The following is a 16638-nucleotide window of genomic DNA, read 5'->3' as shown; positions in this document are numbered from 1 at the left end:
TGACATCGCGAAATTCGGCTTGCTTCATCCATATCCTGTTCGGCAAGTTGTACGGAGTTGCCACACCACCCGCCGCACGCCCGTAACGCCCATGGCCAACGACACCGCCACTAAGCCCGCAAGTACGCGTCCAACCACGCGGGCGGGTCGTCGCGCGCGACAGGCGGTGACGTTTGCCGATCGGTTCGAGCCCAAGTTCCTGGAGACGACGGATCAACGCTGCAAGGTGGTGCGGTTGATCCGCGAGCGGATCAAGCAACTGACGGAAGACGCAGGCATCGACTGTATCCAGAAGGAACTGTTGGCGAAGCAAGCGGTGTTTATCAGCGTGCAGCTAGAGACGATGCAAGTAGACGCCCTCGAGGGTTGCGAGTTCGAAGTCGGCCGTTTTTGCAACCTAACGAATACGTTGGTTGGCTTGTTAAAAACTCTGGGCATTTCCAGAACTACGCCCAAAGCAGTGAACCTCAAGGCGTACTTGGGGAGCAAAACGTGAACATCATTGAAGCCTTGGATGACGAGCAATTGTTAGGTGCTTACCTTGGGCCCGGAGCTTGGGGCCCCTGGCGCACAGTACTCCGCGTTTTGTACGGGCTGCCCGTGACGAGCGAGCGAGGCCGCGACCTAATCCGACAATGTACCGGCCGCGATCCGGACAAGCTTCCTGCTAACGGTTTCCAGCATGCAGTGGTGCTCGTTGGAAGGCGCTCTGGGAAATCTAGATGTCTTGCAGCCTGCACCGCCGTTTTTGAAGCCGTATTGGCGGGCCATGAATCTCGGCTGGCGGCCGGTGAGCGTGGTGTGGTGCCCGTGATTGCGCCCAGCAAATACCAAGCGCGCGTGATTGAAGACTACGTACGCGCTGCACTCAATACCCCCATCCTAAAGCACGAAGTTTTATCCGACACGCGGGAAGGCGGGATCGAGCTGAACAATCGTAGCCGCATCCAGATTCTGGCCGGCGACTGGCGCACGATTAGAGGCTATACGCTCCAAGCCGCGGTGGTAGACGAGGCGTGCTTCTTCCAGAGCGATGAAGATAGCAAGGTGAAGTCAGATACCGAATTGGTGCGAGCAATCACCCCGGGTCTCGCGACCACTGGTGGGAAGCTGATCCTGGTGAGCAGTCCGTACGCTAGACGCGGCTACTGCTTCGAAGCGTACCAGCGCCACTACGGGGATGACGCCAGCAACATTTTGGTATGGAACGCGGCCTCGCGAGTGATGAACTCCACGCTTCCTCAGAGCGTTGTGGATGACGCATTGCGTGCCGACTTGCAGGCGGCAAAATCGGAGTTCTTAGGGGAATTCCGCGATGACATCGCCCAATTTATTTCCCGTGACCTAATCGATAACTTAGTGGTAATGGGGCGGCGCGAGCTCATGCCGCAGAAGCAGCACCGCTACTTCGCGTTTGTTGACATCGCCAGCGGCACTCGCGGCGGCGACGACGCCGTACTGGCCATTGGCCACATGGAAGACCGCAAGGTTATCGTCGACCGCGTGATGGTGTTCAAGCCACCGTTTGACCCCTACGGCGTTTGCAGCGACATGGCCACCGAGCTTTCCGATCGCTGGGACGTAACTTACTTAGTGGGCGACAACTACGCCGGCGCGTTCACTGCCCAAGCTTTCGCATCTTGTGGAATGGTTTACGAGAAATGCGACAAGGATAAGAGCGCCCTGTACGGCGAACTGCTGCCGCGGTTGTGCTCGGGTGAGATCGAGCTTTTAGACAATGAGGTGTTGCTCAATCAACTAAGCCGGTTGGAGCGCCGCACCCGAGCGGGTGGCCGTGACAAGATTGACCACCCATCTAGTGGACACGACGACGTGGCCAATGCGGTAGCCGGGCTAGCCTACGTAGCCGCCTGCCCGCATGTTGTTGAGGTTGGAGGTTGGCGCTAGCGCCAAGCATTTAGAAAGGAATCAAATCTATGTATACGCCAATTGGTGGAAACGCCCGGTTTGTGAAGGCAGCAGAGGAGTTCGACGCGAAGCATGGCGGCGACCCGGTGTTCATCGGGGAAGCGGGACTTGGCGGCTACTACCTGTTCCGTGACGGCGCTACGCGGCCGTACGACGATCAGTGCCTTGCCCACGGCGTCGAGCCGCCCGGCAATCGCGATGAACGCATTCTCCTCATTCTGCAATGGCATGAATTGCACGCGAAGAAGGCGGCGGCAGCCTTCAATAAGTTGCGCAATCGCCTCAACCGAATGGCCCACAACGCCCAGGAATTCGCCGGGCGGGGTGACGGGCAACAGCCGCCGTCGGATGCCGACATCGAGCAATTGCAGAAGCTCCAGATTGAGGCGCGCGTACGGCAAACGTTGTTCGAGAAAGTGAGAGAAGAGTTTGGGAACAAACAACACCCTGCGATTGAGACGCGGCAGGTTTACGCAAACCACGTGCGTGATCGGGCGCTGACGCAGGCTGCGAAAATCGAAGACATCAAAATCTAGCCGCCACCACATACGGTGATGGCAACAAGTACGAAAGGAATCAAGCCAATGGCATGGGCAACCTTAGATGGGAAGCATGTGTTCGATGACGAACCGATGTTCAGTAATGTGGAGGTCCAAGTTGGCGACCAAATAGTCACGATCTGCCAGCCGGGACGTGGTTACGGAGGGGAGCCTGAGGTCATTGGGAGTAGGCCGGTCCGCCCAACCAACAACGCGGAAAGTCCGTACCTGGCACCCAACCTCAATGACTTGCTGGCCGGTGACGATTCCGCGGAAGTGAACCACGCGCGAATGGGCATGCGTTACGACGGCGACCCCGCGGCCGACAACCGCCAGCGAATGGGTATCGACGTCGAACTTCTAGACCATGAGCCGATGCCGGTGATGAACGCCAACGGCGAGATGCCCTACGTTTGGGAGGGTTTCCAAACCAACGTGGCCCCACCACAACGCCGACCGCAGACGAAGGCCAATTACGGTGGTAGTGGCGGTGGTGGCGGGCGACACGTTGAGCAACCGTACGCCGCGCCCAAGCTGACGTTTTAGGCGAACGAAGTATACGAAGTGCGAGGTGCCACTAGAGCGTTGTAATCTCTTTGGGGCTCGAACGGTTGCCTCGATGCGGTTGGCTACCCTCAAATTCCTGAACCGGCCGGCCGTTGTGTAAGGCAACCACGTAGCGCCTCGCACTTCGTTTTATCCACAGGGGGCACGGCAGCGGGCTTGATCACCCGCGGCCCGGGCGGCGGCCGACCTCCCCGCCGCCCACGCCCCCTTTTTCACGCTTGGGAGGTGGGGAGGTATCTATGTCAACGGACAGCAAGCCGCGGGTCTATTCCTACCTGCGGTTCTCACGGCCCGAGCAGGCACTTGGTGACAGTGAACGTCGCCAGATTGAAGGTGCTCGTGCATTTGCTAAACGGAAGAACCTTCCGTTTGACGAGAGCATATCGCTGCAAGATAGAGGGCGTAGCGCGTTCACCGGGGCCCACCGCAAGAAAGGGAGTCTAGGGACGTTCTTGGCGCTGGTACGCGCGGGTGCGGTTCCGCGTGGTAGCATCTTAGTTGTCGAGAACGTCGACCGATTGAGCAGAGAAGGCGTGGCGGCCTCACTGCGTAAAATCATCTTCGACTTATTCGACTTCGGCATAACAATCCAGACGCTAAACCCGGAAATTGCCTACGCCCCGGGTTGTGAGAACGACCCAACCTTCATCGCGTTGTTCATCTATCTGGCACGCGCCTACGACGAGTCCAAGCAGAAAAGCACGCGCCTCTCGCAGGCATGGGAGCAAAAGCGGAAGACGGCGAGAGACGCGGGTGAGATGTTAACCCGCATCCGGCCCGCGTGGTTGGCGGTGACAGGTGAGCGCACGTTCAAAATTATTGAGCCCGCGGCCGAGGCCGTACGCGCCATCTTCACTATGTATCTTCAAGGCCTGGGAACCAGACGGATTGTGGCCACGTTGAACCGCGGTACGACCTACTGGAAGCCGCCGCACAATCCAAAGCGTAAGAGCCCCGATTGGCGGGCATCGTATGTTCGGAAGATCCTTAACGAACGCTCGGTGCTTGGCGAGTACCAGCCGCATAAGATGGTCGCCGGCAAACGTACTCCGGACGGGGATGCGATACTCGATTATTTCCCTGCCATCGTTCCCACCGACCTTTTCAACGCAGTGGCCGCAAAGCTGCACGGCAACGAAATCCGCGGCGGCCAGACCGGCAAGGCGTCTAGCCTGCTAACGCACATGGCCTACTGCGGCTACTGCGGCGAGCCCATGCATTTCGTGGACAAGGGCAAAGGCCCTAGGGGCCGGCAGTACCTCCGTTGCGCTAACGAAGCCTCCGGGCGCGGGTGCGATTGCGGCAATTTTCGCTACGACGAGGTGGAGGAGTTAGTGCTCAGCAACTGCCCCAAACTCAACCCTGCGGAGGTACTGCCCAATCCCGACGACCAAGCGAAGCAGTGCAGGGGGTTGCGTACCCAACTGGCGGCCAATGATGAGCAATTAACGCAAACTGAGCGTCGGCTAGCGAACCTGACGGATCAAATGGCCGATGCGGGTGACAAGGCCGTCCGCTCACGGTTGCAGGCCAAGATGGAGGAACTTGAGGCATCAAAGCAAAAGCTCCACCAACTCGGCGCCGAGTTGATGCGTGACCTGCGGGCTAGCGAAAACGACATCGTTGAATTTGGTAAGTGGAAGCAAGATCTGGGCGAACTTTCCAAGCAACTTGCTTCCGGCGATGTCGACCTCCGGCTGCGGGTGCGCTCTCACCTGCGGCAATTCATCCTGCGGGTCGAATGCTATACGCACGGCACACCCGCCGATGGTGAACGTGCCGAACCCACCAAACCTCTGCGCACTGTAAAGAAGGGTCAGGTGGCGTGCTTCCCCAAAGGCGAGTATTCCGACGATATTGCTGAATACATCGAAGCCATATTCGACGAGTACGATCTACCGCGGGGCAAGCCGGGCGTGTTCAGTGAATTTCTTGAGTACGCTGCAGCGCGTAGGAAAACTCGCGCGGCCAGATACATCAAAGTGATATTCAACACCGGCAAGGTGCTTCGCCTAGTGCCTCTCGGGAGCATCGCCGATGGCCTTGCTTGGCGCGGCGACGCACAATGGGATATCGTGAGGCCCGACATCGACCAGCTATGGCGGCAATTTAAGAAGGCCCGTTACGAACTGCAGAGGCAAAAAACGGGCTGTAGCGGTGCGGGTTGAATTGCACATAACCTAAGCAAATTGTGCGCGCCGCTCGCCGCGATCGTGACGGCGCGCTTCGCCATTTCCTGACCACGGACGTCGGCAAAATCTTCCTCGTAGCGGCCGAGTTCTTCAAACAATTCGCCGACGCGCGACGGGGTGGGATCGATGTGGAGTTGTTCGATGAGAAACGCGGCCGCTTGGGTGACGCTGTCGACGGGGATCACCTCGATCCCTTCCACAACGGCAGCCTCGGCGGCGTTCGCGCTGGGGACGATCAACCCGCGAACACGGCCCCCCGCCGCGGCGGCCATCGCCATCGACAGCGCGCCCTTTACAGGCCGCATCGCGCCGTCGAGGGCGAGTTCGCCAACGACGGCGTACTGAGCAAGAAGTTCCGAAGCAATTTGCCCGCTCGCGGCGAGCAGGCCGAGGGCGACGGGCAAGTCGAACGACGCCGCTTGTTTGGGGAGTTCGGCCGGGGCGAGGTTGATGACGATGCGATTGGCCGGGAGGACGAACCCGCTGTTCACGAGGGCCCGCTCGATGCGGTGGATGCTCTCCTTCACCGCCTGCTCGGGGAGGCCGACGAGGACCGTCTTCGGCAGCGCCGCGGGCGAAACATCGACCTCAACCTCTACGGGGAGGGCGTCGATTCCCAGGAGTGAGAAGGTGTGGAGCTTAGCGAGCATGGGTAATAGTGTACCAACCGCATCGGGAACTATGTTGTTTGGCTTGGCGGGGCGGGGAGTTGGTTTGATTCTTTGACAGGATGACGGGATCGGAAGGGAGTGACAGGATGGGGCCGGGGGGATGGTCGTGTCGTGTCGCTTGGTGTCGTGATTGCGATTTTTGGCGACACGATATGTCGCATTGTAAAGTCCTTGAGAGATTGGTGTTATGTCGTTTTCTATCGCTGTGGAGCGGAATTTGACGCGACATTCGAAGTCAAAATGGGCGGTTTGGCGTTCGACGATGCCGATGGTGATCGCTTGCCAGCGCGGCGATCTTCGAGCTACCAGCACGAGGCGCACTTGCCCCCAGTGGCGGCGCTTGACGCGAAGGCTCCTGGCATGGACAAATGTGCATTGTCCAGATCGAGTGGCCCAGTTTCAACCAAAATCTTTCAGTTCCGCTTGAAATTGGGATATTAGAGAACTCTCACGTACGGGGCCGTGGCGCAGAGGTAAGCAAGTTCATCGGGCGAACGATCGTCGGGGCTGTGAGATGACGTTGCGTAGGCGAGGGGACGGCGCCGTGTTCATCGCAGGGCGATGCGAAGGAGAGAAGGTATGGGGCTGTTCGGCCGAAGAAAGATTTCGATTAAGGATGTGAGCGTTCAGCTGAGCGGCTGGGAACTCGTGGAACGAAACGCCTCCATCGAGGCGTATCAGCATGAGAACGGCGACCTATTTACGATTAACTTCTTCGACTTGCCGCCCGACATCGGGGCGTCGCTAGCAGACGTCGACGGCGTGCGAGACTTTTATCGCCAGATGCTCGTCTCCAATCACTTGGCCATGCTAGAGTGCGAGATCGAAAGCTTGGACGGGTTGCCGACAGTCTATGTGCTCGCCAAAGCGCCGCTCCAGCCGACAGGTTTCGCGTTTATCGCATCGCAAATAATTCCCCGTCAAGATTGCAGTGTCGTGCTCAAGTATCAGGCCGTCGAAGAGGGCGTCACTGGGATGCGCGAATCAATAGTGATGTCACAGCTAATGCAGCCGGAGCAGGGAAGCTTCGCGGATCAACTCAGCAGTTGGTGCGCTGATCCGTACGACCCTTCGCTGAAGTATCCAGTAATGAGAAACCGGGCGGACTCGCCGGAATTCGATGAGAAGTTCCCAGACCATCCGCTGTCTCGTGCGCGGGCGTTCATGAATCAGTTGCCGGCGCGCGTGACTATTTTCAAGAGTCTGCGGAAGGCTCCGGAGTTCAAGCGATGATGCTTGCGGGGCCCCACAGCGGATGTGAGGGCGGTTTCTAGCCTATCCATACGAAAGGCGGGCGTTTGATCGCCCGCCTTTCGAGCGTGCTCCGCTTGTCGCCTCGTTAAACCACGGTGACTACCTGGATATTGGCGATTTGATTGCCGCCAATATAGATTTCCACCCAATCGTACGTTGCATTGGCTTTGTGGTAGCGGACTGGCTTTTTGACGACTAGCGCTGGCCAAATTCCTGGTCGTTGAATGAAGATCAACTCCATGAGCAGGATTCTTGGGTTGAATCCCTGAGGAACTTTGGGAACCAGCAGAACCTCTACTCCGGGATTCGCTACTTCGACTTCTCCAGTGACGAAGAAATCATCTGGCTTCGGCGGGGAAAGGTCGTTCCATGCGTACCAATCGGCTGTCACCGCTGCTCGAGGTTCGAAGTATGCGTCATCACCGGAGCCGTTCGCTTTGACGGCGACCAAATCGCATTCATCGAGGCGGAAGTAAAGTTCGCCCAAACGATTGCAGAAAATGCCATTGAAGAGCGGAAGCGTGTGGACGATCAACGCTACATGCGCTCCGATCGGCGCTTCGGCCTGAATCGTGCTGCCTTGGGCGGTGATCAATCCGCTGGCGCTTGGCAAGCCGTTGATGATGAGCGTCGCGAACGCCCCGGTATTCCCGCACAGATCGGAGTGGACGTTCCTGACTACCATCATCTTCGATGTGACTTGCCCAACTTTGTGGGCGATGAAAGAACTAGCTCCAGATTCGCCGACTCCGCCCTTCGCCACAGTGATGCATGCCGATGAGATAGCAGACATTGAGAGTCTCCCGGGATGTGGAGGTTGCTAAGTACCGAGAGGAAGTCGGTACAACGGCTGCACGGTCTGACGCCCTATTCTATTGCAGGCGTTGGTACGCCGAGGGGAGTACGCTCTACGCACTGGCGCATGCAAGCACGTCGCGTACTCGTAGTTGTGCAGCTCAATCAGCATAAGAGCACTTTAATGATGGTCAAGTACTCTATTTGGGGGGGCTTGCGTTGAATTCAACGAAAAATGCAGGATGACAGCGTCTGCTGGCTGGTCCCACACTTTGCTGGAATTAGCCTTGGGCAGTTGCGTGTTGTACCGGCGTTGACCGTTCGAGCCACTGGTCGAATGACGTGGCGCCGATGCGGGCCTCTCCGGCGGGGACGAGGGCCCGCTTCGCTAGGGCGGCGCCGAAGTAGCCAGTTTGGTCGTCGGCGATAACCCGCCGCTTGTCGCCTTTCGCTTGCAAGTAGGCGCCGACGATTTCCGCCATCGGGTAGGCGACGGGACCGGCGACGTCGAGCGTGGCGTTCGCTGGCGATTCAAGGGCGACGTCGGTCACCGCGGCGGCGACGTCGTCGGCTGCGATCGGTTGGAGCAGCGAGGTGGTGAGTCGGATCTCGTCGCCCCCGCCGCTCGCGTCGGCGATGCCGCCGAGGAATTCCATGAACTGCGTAGCGCGGAGAATCGTGTAGGGGACGCCGCCCGCTTTCATGAGATTCTCTTGCGCGACCTTGGCTCGCATGTAGCCGCTATCGGGAAGGCGGTCGGCGCCGACGATTGAAAGAGCGACGTAGTGGCCGATGCCGGCCGCTTTCGCGGCGACGAGAATGTTTTGCGTCGACTTCTCAAAGAACTTGAGGACGGCTTGGTCTTCCCACAACGGGGAGTTCGCGACGTCGATGACGACCTGGGCGCCGCGGAGGGCGTCGGCGAGGCCTTCGCCGGTGACGGCGTTGACGCCGCTGCGGGGCGAGGCGCTGATCGCTTCGTGGCCGCGGGCGTTGAGGTTGTTGACGACGCGGGAGCCGATGGCGCCGGCGCCGCCGATGACGATGATTTTCATGATAGGTCCTCGAGGTTGAGGTGCTGCCCGTGGGGGGCGTGGTGGTTTAGCTTCAAGCCACCGGCTTTGCCGGTGGACGCAGTTGAAAGAAGGCGGACTCGCAGTTCGTCCACCGGCGGAGCCGGTGGCTTTTATTCGTTCAGGTGTGATTCGGAACCGCTGCGGGAGACTCGCTTAGATTCTTCGTAACGGCGTACAGCAAAAATGCGGCCCCGGCGGCGGAGAATACGGAGTAGTCGAGCGGCGGCTTGGGGCCGAGCGCGATGGTCATCGATGTCGCGAACAGCGTGAGCAGTACGGCGGCGCTTAGGGCGAAGCAACTCAATCGCCAGCCGATGAGCAGGCCGAGCGCGATGCAGGTTTCCGCGCCGGTGGCGATCCAGCCGACGACCGGAATGAGAGCGGCCGGCAGGAAGTAGAGTAGCGTCGCGGTGTACGCGTTGTAATTAGGGACGCTCCCCCAGGCGACGCCGGGGCTGCCGGGCGGTCCCCACAAGCCGAGGCGGTCGGCGACGGCGGAGAGGAACGACGCGGCGAGTCCGAGGCGGACGACCCAGGCGGCGATGACGGTGGTGCGGTTCATGGGGCTGCGTGTGGCTGATGCAGGTTTGCAGTTAGTGTTGTCTTCAGCTAGCCGCGGGAAGCAAGGAAGAAATGAAACCTTGAGGTCCCCTCTTCTTGAGGGGGAGGGTTAGGGAGGGGTGACGGGAGCGGGTACCAGGATTCCACCCCCTCCCCAGCCCTCCCCTCAAGGGGGAGGGGGCCAGAACATTTCTCTCGTGGAGCGTGCAGTTGAGTGAGCTTCTCCGGCCGGGGGGACGTCACGCGGGACGACGCCTATCGGTATGGTTGCCGACCCCCGGGCGGAGCCCGGGGCTAGGAACGCTACTTGGACTGCGGTTCGGGAATCGCCACTTCCTTCGCGTCGCGGGGATGGAGCACGATGGCGACGAGTTTCGTCTGCTCCGTCTTCGACGGGTTGCGCGAGACGCGGTGGAGGCAGCCGCCTGGTTCGTAAAAGCTTTCGCCCGCTTTGAAGATTTCGGTGGGCTTGTCGTCGATGCCGAGTTCGTACGTTCCTTCGATGACGTAGACGATGCCAGGGCCGGGATGGCGATGGGCGAGACCTTCCTTACCGGGGGCGATTGTTACTTCGACGACCGAGGCGGTGGCTTCCTCGCCATCGAGCTTTTCACTCATCAGGTGTTGGGCGATCAGTTTGACGCTCTCGCCGTCGTGGGGGGCTTTGTCGTCAGCGTTGTGGGCGACCGCGAAGCCGCCAGCGGCGAGCAGGATGGCGAGTGTGGCGAATAGACGTTTCATCGAAAACCCTCCTAGATCGGTGTGAATGCCTGGGGATGAGTCCCATTCCGGCAAGTTGACGGTTAGGGGACGCAGGCTGTGACACGCTGCTAGAAAATTTCTTCAGTATTCGCGTTTCTCCTGCGCCGTCGTAGCGAAACCGCCTGTTTTTTGCCCCGTTTCGTGCTGCTCAGAAATTCTTTTACGTTGTCTGTCACAAGCGGAGCGGCTCGTCCGTCAACTCGGCGAAGCTAACAACGACAGCAGTTTTATCGATGAGTTAAGGAGTGGATCATGCAATCTAGCAACTTCGCGGGCGGAACGGAAAATCGCGATCCTCACGGCCAGATTATTGTCATCGGCGGCGGGCTGGCGGGGCTGACGGCGGCGGCGATGCTGGCGCGGCGGGGCAGGGGAGTGACGCTCGTCGAGCAGGCGAAGCATTTTGGCGGCCGCGCAGCGACGAACGTGAAGCAAGACGTTTCGCTGAACCTCGGCGCCCATGCACTTTATTGCGGTGGCGAAGCGTTTCGCATTCTCAACGAACTGGGCGTCACGTTTCGCGGCGGCTTCCCAAGCCAGGGACGCGGACAGTTGGTCGATCATGGCGCCGGGCATCGGTTGCCGCGCGGCGTGGCGAATATTTTGTCGTCGGGCTTTTTTTCGCTGCGCGACAAGTGGCGGCTGACGCGGCTGCTTGGTTCGCTGGGCAAGCTCAATACGCGTTCGCTCGATCGAGTGACGCTGCAGTCGTGGATCCATGGGCATGTCGGCGAGGGGCGGGCCGCGCGGTTTTTGGAAGCGATGTTCCGGCTCACTACCTACGGCAATCGGGGCGAGCTGGAATCGGCCGGGGCAGCGATCGATCAGATGCGGCTGGGGTTCGCAGCGAACGTGTGGTACCTCGACGGCGGTTGGCAGACGCTCATCGAAGGGCTGCGGACGCAGGCCGTGGATCGGGGCGCCGTGATTAACGCATCGAGCCGTGCGGTCGAGGTTGCAACTGATGACGGCGGCGTTGAAGTGCGGTTGGCTGACGGCACGACGCTGCATGGCGCCGCGGCAGTGCTGGCGACTGGGCCCCACGAAACACTAGAATTGCTGGGCGAGTCGAGCCCCGCCGCATGGCGGAAGCAGTTGACGGAGTTGTTGCCGGTGAAGGCGTCGTGTCTCGACATGGCGCTTGAGAAGTTGCCTGATCCCGAGGCTCGATTCGCGCTTGGCGGCGACGAGCCGCTGTATTTTTCCGTCCACTCGGCAGCGGCGAAGTTGGCGCGCGACGGCGTGGCGGTGGTGCATGCGATGAAGTACCTTGGCGCCGAAACGGCGTCGGCGGCGGACGAATCGCAGATCGAGCGGCTCGTCGATCGCGTGCAGCCAGGGTGGCGTGACGAAGTCATCGTGCGGCGGACGCTCCCGAACATGACGGTGACACATGCCTTGGTGACGGCGAGTGAGGGTGGGCTCGCGGGTCGGCCTGGCGTGGCGATTCAGGGCGAGCCGCGGTTATTCCTGGCAGGCGACTGGGTCGGCGGGCGGGGCATGCTCGCCGACGCGGCGGTGGCAAGCGGCGAGGAAGCCGCCGACCGCGCTGCGAAGTTGCCCGCGAAAACGAACATTCCCGACAAGCGAGTCAGCTATGCGTGAAGCAGATGAGATTTTCGAAGAACTGCGGCCGTCGCTCTCGCGATTGGCGTATCGCATGCTGGGCTCCCTGGCTGATGCGGACGACGTGCTGCAGGAAGCGTACTTGCGTTGGAATCGCGAGCCGCGGGCGGAGGTGATTGTGCCGCATGCGTGGCTCAATACCGCGGTGACGCGGCTCTGCATCGATCGACGACGGGCCATCGACGCCCGCAAGGAGACGTACGTGGGACCGTGGCTGCCCGAACCGGTGGTGGAACTCGAAGCGCCGGCGGCCGACGCGGCGGAATCGGTGTCGATGGCGATGATGGTCGTGCTTGAAAGTCTGACGCCGGTGGAGCGGGCCGCGTACTTGCTGCGGCGGGTGTTCGATTACAGCTACGCCGAGATTGCGACGATGCTTGAGAAGAGCGAAGCGAATTGTCGGCAATTGGTGAGCCGAGCGGAAGAGCACGTGCGGCAACGGCGACCGCGGTTCGATGCGACGCGGGCGGAAGCGGAGCGCGTGACGGAGGCGTTTGTGGCGGCGTGTGCGAGCGGCGATCTGGACGGGTTGGTCGAACTGTTGGCGAGCGATGCGGTCGTTTACTCCGATGGCGGCGGGAAGGCGAAGGCGGCGCTGGCGCCGATCTTTGGCGCCGATCGGATTAGCCGGTTCTTCCTCGGCATTATTCGCAAGACGCCCGATTTGGCGAAGCTCAAGGCGATTACCGTCAACGGGATGCCAGGATTGATGGCGACGCTTGAAGGTCAAGTGGTACTCGTGCTGACGTTCGAGATCGTCGAGGGGCGGATCGTGAAGGGATTTATTATGCGGAATCCTGACAAGTTGGCGCGCGTCGGCATTGCGGAGTAGCGGCGCGCTGGCGAGAGAGCGTGAAACTGGACTGGACGGCGGGATAGCGGCGGGCGAAGTTAAGCCGCTGCGATTACGTTCTCACCGGAGTCTCTGCTCACGATGAAGTCCGCGATTCGAGTTGCCGCTGTTGCCCTGCTGTTGCCGGCGGCAGGATGTTTGGAGAGTGAGCCACTAGGCGTCTCGATGCGCGGGCGGGCGCACGACGGCGACGAACTCGTGCAGTTCTCGCTGCTGTCAGCGCTGGCTGCGGGTGATTACGCCGGCGGCGCGCCGTTGCAGCAAGTATTGCAGTTTGGCGACTTCGGCGTGGGAACGTTCGACCGACTCGACGGCGAGATGATCGTTCTCGACGGCGACATTTTCCAGGTGAAGGCTGATGGTACGGTCGTGCCGCGCGACGGGGTAGGGGCGACGCCGTTTGCGACGGTCACGTTTTTCGAAGCCGATGGGCAACTTGACGGTATCGCGGCGAAGTCGCTCACGGAGCTGGATCATCAGCTCGATCGCCGCGTCCCGAACGCGAAACGGCCGGTGGCGTTCAAGGTGACGGGGGAGTTTGCGGAACTCACGCTGCGGAGCGCCCCGCCGCAGAAGCCGCCCTATCGGCCGCTGGCGGAAGTGATCGATCAGCAGCAGGTGTGGACGCGCCGGAGTGTGAAGGGCACGCTCATCGGCATGCGCTGCCCAGAGTGGATGGGGACGCTCAACGTGGCTGGGTACCACTGGCATTTTTTGAGCGACGACCGCACGATCGGCGGGCATGTGCTCGATTGCCGCGTGGAAGGGGCGCACGGGGCGTACGACGAATGTTCGTCGCTGCTCGTGCGGCTGCCGGAATCGGAATCGTTTGATGCGATCGACGTGAGCGGCGTGACCGATGCCGACGTCGACAAGATTGAGCGGCAGCGTGGCGATGACGCCACGAATTAATGCGACCGTCGCGACGAGTGACACACTACTGGCACCGAAGCGGCAATGAGATTGGCCATCATCTAAGTGGCATAAGTCGGCTCCAGATTTAGGATGGTCGGTGTTCCACTTTGAGGAACGTCGTCTTCTCAAGTTACAGGAGTTCGATGATGGAGTTCCACGTATACAAAGATGGGGTCGGGGAGTGGCGTTGGCGCCTTCTGGCGACGAACAAGAAGATCATCGCCGATTCCGGCGAAGGATATTCTGCCAAAGCTGATTGTCTATCGGGGATCAAATCGGTGCAGGGGAGTAGCGGAGCCGCTGTCATCGAAGACAAGTAGCGACGCGACGCATGAACTCGGCGAGAGGGCCGCATGGATGCGTTGGCTCTGGCCGGAAGAAACGCATGCTCCCGGTCGCTGAGGCGTTTCCATCCAGCCTCAGCGACCGCGGAGCTCCTTCGCACGCCGCCTAGCGAAGGTGGCGTCGGCGAAGTGCGGGCATTGCGGCAGCGAGCGCGATGAATGCGACGGCTGCGGAGGAGGGCTCAGGGACCGCGCCGGCGACCGGCGTGGCGGGCACGCCGCTGCCGAATTGTCGCTGCCAGATGAGGAAGTCGGCGCCGTCGACGTCGAAATCGCCGTCAGCGTCGCCGTCGAAGGGTTCGGCATTTCCTTTTTTGCCAAAGCCAGTCTTCCAGTGAGCCAAATCTGAGGCGTCGACGTCGCCGTCTAAATCAAAATCGGCGGCGAAACCGCTGCCCGTGACGACCGACAGCGTGAGGGCGGTCAAACCGTAATCGACGTCCCAACTCAAGCCGCTGCCGAGCGCGGGAAGCGCGGTGGTGGCGAATGTCCCTGCCAAGCCCCCCGTCGCGGTGAGCAAGCGGAACGAGTCGCCGAGTTTTGGCGTCAGATTGCCGGCAAGTTTGACGTTGAGCGTGCCCGCGAGCGTCGCCATGCCGCCGACTTCGACCTGCCCATTCTCATCGGTCGCGTCGGTAGCGCCCAATTGCAGGCCGAGGAGCGACGAGGGCGAGAAGCTGAGGTTTTCGAGCATCACCGCGTCGGAGCCGGGGAAGACATGCAGCTGGCCATTGTTCGTGACGACGTCGTGAAAGATGGCCGTCGCCTTATTCGCGACGACAATTTGCGCGCCGACCTTGTTGTCAACGAGGCCCGACACATCGACCGTCCCGCCGGTGATCGCGAGTTGTGCGCCGGAGTTGTTGGCAAGACCGGCGCCCTGGAAGCGGAGTGCGCCGATGCGGGCGGTGATATCGCCGGTATTAACGAGCGAGGTCAGCGTTTCAACTTCGCCGACTTCAACGTTGATGGCGCCGGCGTTGGTGAGCGCTCCGCTAACCAACAGGGTGCTGCCGCCCTGCACGCGGATTTCGCCGGCAGTGGTGTTGGTAACCGCGCCACCGATGCGACCGCCGCCGCGGATCAAGCCTTGGTTGCTCAACCCGGCGGCTGAAGCGACGTCGAGCCGACCGCCCGAGAAAGTGAGCTCGCCGTTGGCGCCAATCCGCGCGGCGCCGGTCGTTGTCACGAGCGCACCGCCGCTAATGGAGAGCGACGCTTCGCCCGGTTCCGATACGTCGAGCGAGCCGGCGATTTCCCAAATGGTGTTGGCGCCGTCGACGTAGACTTCACCGCGACTGCCGGCGTTGTCGGCGATGACGGCGTTGGTCGAATTCACGCGACCGGCGTTGAAGATTCGCAACGTGCCGCGGCCGAACTCGCCAACCGTCAGCGTCGTGCCGACTTGCCAGGAGGAACCCGCGCCAGAGACGAGCGCCGTTGCTTCGCTGCCAGCGACGCCGGCGATTTTTGCCGCGCCGGTGTTGGTGACGCGACCCCCTTCGAGGATGCTGTAGGTTGCCTGCCCGCTGGCGCCGACGGTGAGCGAGCCGCTGATTTTCCAGTGCGAGCCGACGCCGCTGATCGTCGCGGTCCCGCGGCCGCTAGCAGCTCCGCCGAGCGTGGCGTTCGTTGTTTCGATGCGGGCTTGCGTAAGGATTTGCAGTGTGCCGGCGCCGGCGTCGCCGACCATCATCGTGCTATCTTGCCGCCACCAGGTGCCGTTGCCGGTGAGGGTGACGATGCCGTCGCCAGTGACGACGCTACCGATGGTGGTCGCGTCGGCGAAGACGACGGCGGCGGAGGAGACTTGCATCATGCCGACGCCCGCTTGGCCGATGACCAGATCATCGCCGGCGTTGAGCGTCGTGCCGAAGCCATCAAGGAAAAGATCGCCTTTGCCGCCGTCTTCGACGCCGAGAAAGACGTCGTCGGTAGTCGTCACGCGGCCTTGCGCGGCGACGGTGAGGCTGCCGAAACCGCGATTTCCGATCGTAATGTCGTTCGCCGTCGCGAAGTTGGTGTTGAACCCGTTGATCGATAGCAGCCCCGAGACGCCTGCATCGTCGCCGATGGTGGCGCTGCCGCCGGTGACGTTGATGGAGGTCGTCGCCGTGAGCGCCACGCTGCCGAAGCTGCTGTCGCCAATTATCAGCGGCGCCGCGACGTTGCCGCCGGCGGTCGGCGGGGCAGGGGTGACGTTGCCGACGGTTTGGAGCGCAGCCTGGACGGTAGGCGCCAGGATTGCAGCTATCGGCAGTGCGAGCGCGAGGGCGCGCGGACGGCTGAAATGAAAGGAGCGGCGCAGCAGTGCTAGTCGGCGGGCGAACGGCGAAGAACTCGTCACGGTAGGAACCTCGGGGAAGGCGTGGAGCGGCCGCCTCGGCGTGCATCGCCGATGGCGTTTCGGACCGTTCCATGCCCGCCCGGCGCCGGCGTCGATTGCCGTCGCGCAGCCGCCGTCGAGGGGGACAATGCATGCGCATCGCCCCGTTCTTCCCTGGCTCTGTCTGCCGCAGATAAAGCTGGCCGGTCGTCGCGGCCGCCGTCACGC

16 protein-coding genes are annotated in these 16638 nt (G+C 61.3%); 10 read left to right on the top strand and 6 right to left on the bottom strand.

All coding sequences use genetic code 11. From position 1 onward, the window contains the following. Nucleotides 1–91: 91 nt before the first annotated feature. The 5 genes from ACQY7R_RS05680 to ACQY7R_RS05660 all read left to right on the top strand — a co-directional run bounded on the left by ACQY7R_RS05680 (nucleotide 92) and on the right by ACQY7R_RS05660 (nucleotide 5203). Nucleotides 92–496, top strand: coding sequence for a hypothetical protein (locus ACQY7R_RS05680; protein WP_428304621.1), 405 nt, complete (start codon nucleotides 92–94; stop codon nucleotides 494–496). Then, nucleotides 493–1908: a hypothetical protein gene (locus ACQY7R_RS05675; protein ID WP_428304620.1), complete on the top strand. Its 1416-nt coding sequence runs from the start codon at nucleotides 493–495 to the stop codon at nucleotides 1906–1908. Before ACQY7R_RS05680 ends, ACQY7R_RS05675 begins: the two co-directional genes overlap by 4 nt. 29 nt (nucleotides 1909–1937) lie before the next feature. After that, complete coding sequence (locus ACQY7R_RS05670; protein ID WP_428304619.1) at nucleotides 1938–2465, top strand: hypothetical protein; 528 nt, start codon at nucleotides 1938–1940, stop codon at nucleotides 2463–2465. A gap of 48 nt (nucleotides 2466–2513) precedes the next feature. Next, nucleotides 2514–3014: a hypothetical protein gene (locus ACQY7R_RS05665; RefSeq protein WP_428304618.1), complete on the top strand. Its 501-nt coding sequence runs from the start codon at nucleotides 2514–2516 to the stop codon at nucleotides 3012–3014. 260 nt (nucleotides 3015–3274) lie between these two features. After that, nucleotides 3275–5203 (top strand): recombinase family protein, encoded by a 1929-nt coding sequence (locus tag ACQY7R_RS05660; RefSeq protein ID WP_428304617.1) that lies wholly within the window; start codon nucleotides 3275–3277, stop codon nucleotides 5201–5203. Here ACQY7R_RS05660 and ACQY7R_RS05655 read toward each other — a convergent pair. After that, on the bottom strand, nucleotides 5158–5877 hold the full coding sequence (locus ACQY7R_RS05655; protein ID WP_428304616.1) for a magnesium chelatase domain-containing protein: 720 nt from the start codon (nucleotides 5875–5877) through the stop codon (nucleotides 5158–5160). The genes ACQY7R_RS05660 and ACQY7R_RS05655 overlap by 46 nt on opposite strands. A 600-nt stretch (nucleotides 5878–6477) precedes the next feature. On the opposite strand from ACQY7R_RS05655, the gene ACQY7R_RS05650 reads away from it, so the two are divergent. After that, nucleotides 6478–7131 (top strand): hypothetical protein, encoded by a 654-nt coding sequence (locus ACQY7R_RS05650; RefSeq protein WP_428304615.1) that lies wholly within the window; start codon nucleotides 6478–6480, stop codon nucleotides 7129–7131. Between the two features lie 106 nt (nucleotides 7132–7237). Here the strand turns inward: ACQY7R_RS05650 and ACQY7R_RS05645 are convergent, their stop codons facing one another. The 4 genes from ACQY7R_RS05645 to ACQY7R_RS05630 form a co-directional block, all read right to left on the bottom strand. Further along, a complete protein-coding gene (locus ACQY7R_RS05645; protein WP_428304614.1) occupies nucleotides 7238–7945 on the bottom strand; it encodes a hypothetical protein in 708 nt (235 codons plus the stop codon). A gap of 283 nt (nucleotides 7946–8228) precedes the next feature. Next, nucleotides 8229–9002, bottom strand: coding sequence for an SDR family oxidoreductase (locus ACQY7R_RS05640; protein ID WP_428304613.1), 774 nt, complete (start codon nucleotides 9000–9002; stop codon nucleotides 8229–8231). 139 nt (nucleotides 9003–9141) lie between these two features. Further along, entirely contained in the window at nucleotides 9142–9585 is a 444-nt protein-coding gene (locus tag ACQY7R_RS05635; protein WP_428304612.1) for a DoxX family protein, read from the bottom strand. A 302-nt stretch (nucleotides 9586–9887) separates the two neighbouring features. Further along, the gene (locus ACQY7R_RS05630; RefSeq protein WP_428304611.1) at nucleotides 9888–10325 is read right to left on the bottom strand and encodes a cupin domain-containing protein; all 438 of its coding nucleotides are present in this window, start codon (nucleotides 10323–10325) and stop codon (nucleotides 9888–9890) included. 273 nt (nucleotides 10326–10598) lie between these two features. Between ACQY7R_RS05630 and ACQY7R_RS05625 the strand changes: the two genes are divergently transcribed. The 4 genes from ACQY7R_RS05625 (at nucleotide 10599) to ACQY7R_RS05610 (ending at nucleotide 14060) form a co-directional block, all read left to right on the top strand. Continuing rightward, a complete protein-coding gene (locus tag ACQY7R_RS05625; RefSeq protein ID WP_428304610.1) occupies nucleotides 10599–11951 on the top strand; it encodes a phytoene desaturase family protein in 1353 nt (450 codons plus the stop codon). Then, nucleotides 11944–12804: an RNA polymerase sigma factor SigJ gene (gene sigJ / locus ACQY7R_RS05620; protein ID WP_428304609.1), complete on the top strand. Its 861-nt coding sequence runs from the start codon at nucleotides 11944–11946 to the stop codon at nucleotides 12802–12804. Before ACQY7R_RS05625 ends, sigJ begins: the two co-directional genes overlap by 8 nt. Nucleotides 12805–12906: 102 nt before the next feature. After that, entirely contained in the window at nucleotides 12907–13737 is an 831-nt protein-coding gene (gene budA / locus ACQY7R_RS05615; protein WP_428304608.1) for an acetolactate decarboxylase, read from the top strand. Between the two features lie 149 nt (nucleotides 13738–13886). Next, nucleotides 13887–14060 (top strand): YegP family protein, encoded by a 174-nt coding sequence (locus ACQY7R_RS05610; protein WP_428304607.1) that lies wholly within the window; start codon nucleotides 13887–13889, stop codon nucleotides 14058–14060. A 130-nt stretch (nucleotides 14061–14190) separates the two neighbouring features. On the opposite strand, the gene ACQY7R_RS05605 is transcribed toward ACQY7R_RS05610, so the two are convergent. Then, the gene (locus ACQY7R_RS05605) at nucleotides 14191–16431 is read right to left on the bottom strand and encodes a hypothetical protein (protein ID WP_428304606.1); all 2241 of its coding nucleotides are present in this window, start codon (nucleotides 16429–16431) and stop codon (nucleotides 14191–14193) included. Nucleotides 16432–16638 lie beyond the last annotated feature (207 nt).

It is taken from the genome of Lacipirellula sp. (genome assembly GCF_965279485.1).
Taxonomy (GTDB): Bacteria; Planctomycetota; Planctomycetia; order Pirellulales; family Lacipirellulaceae; genus Lacipirellula.
This window is presented reverse-complemented; position numbering and strand designations above follow the sequence as displayed.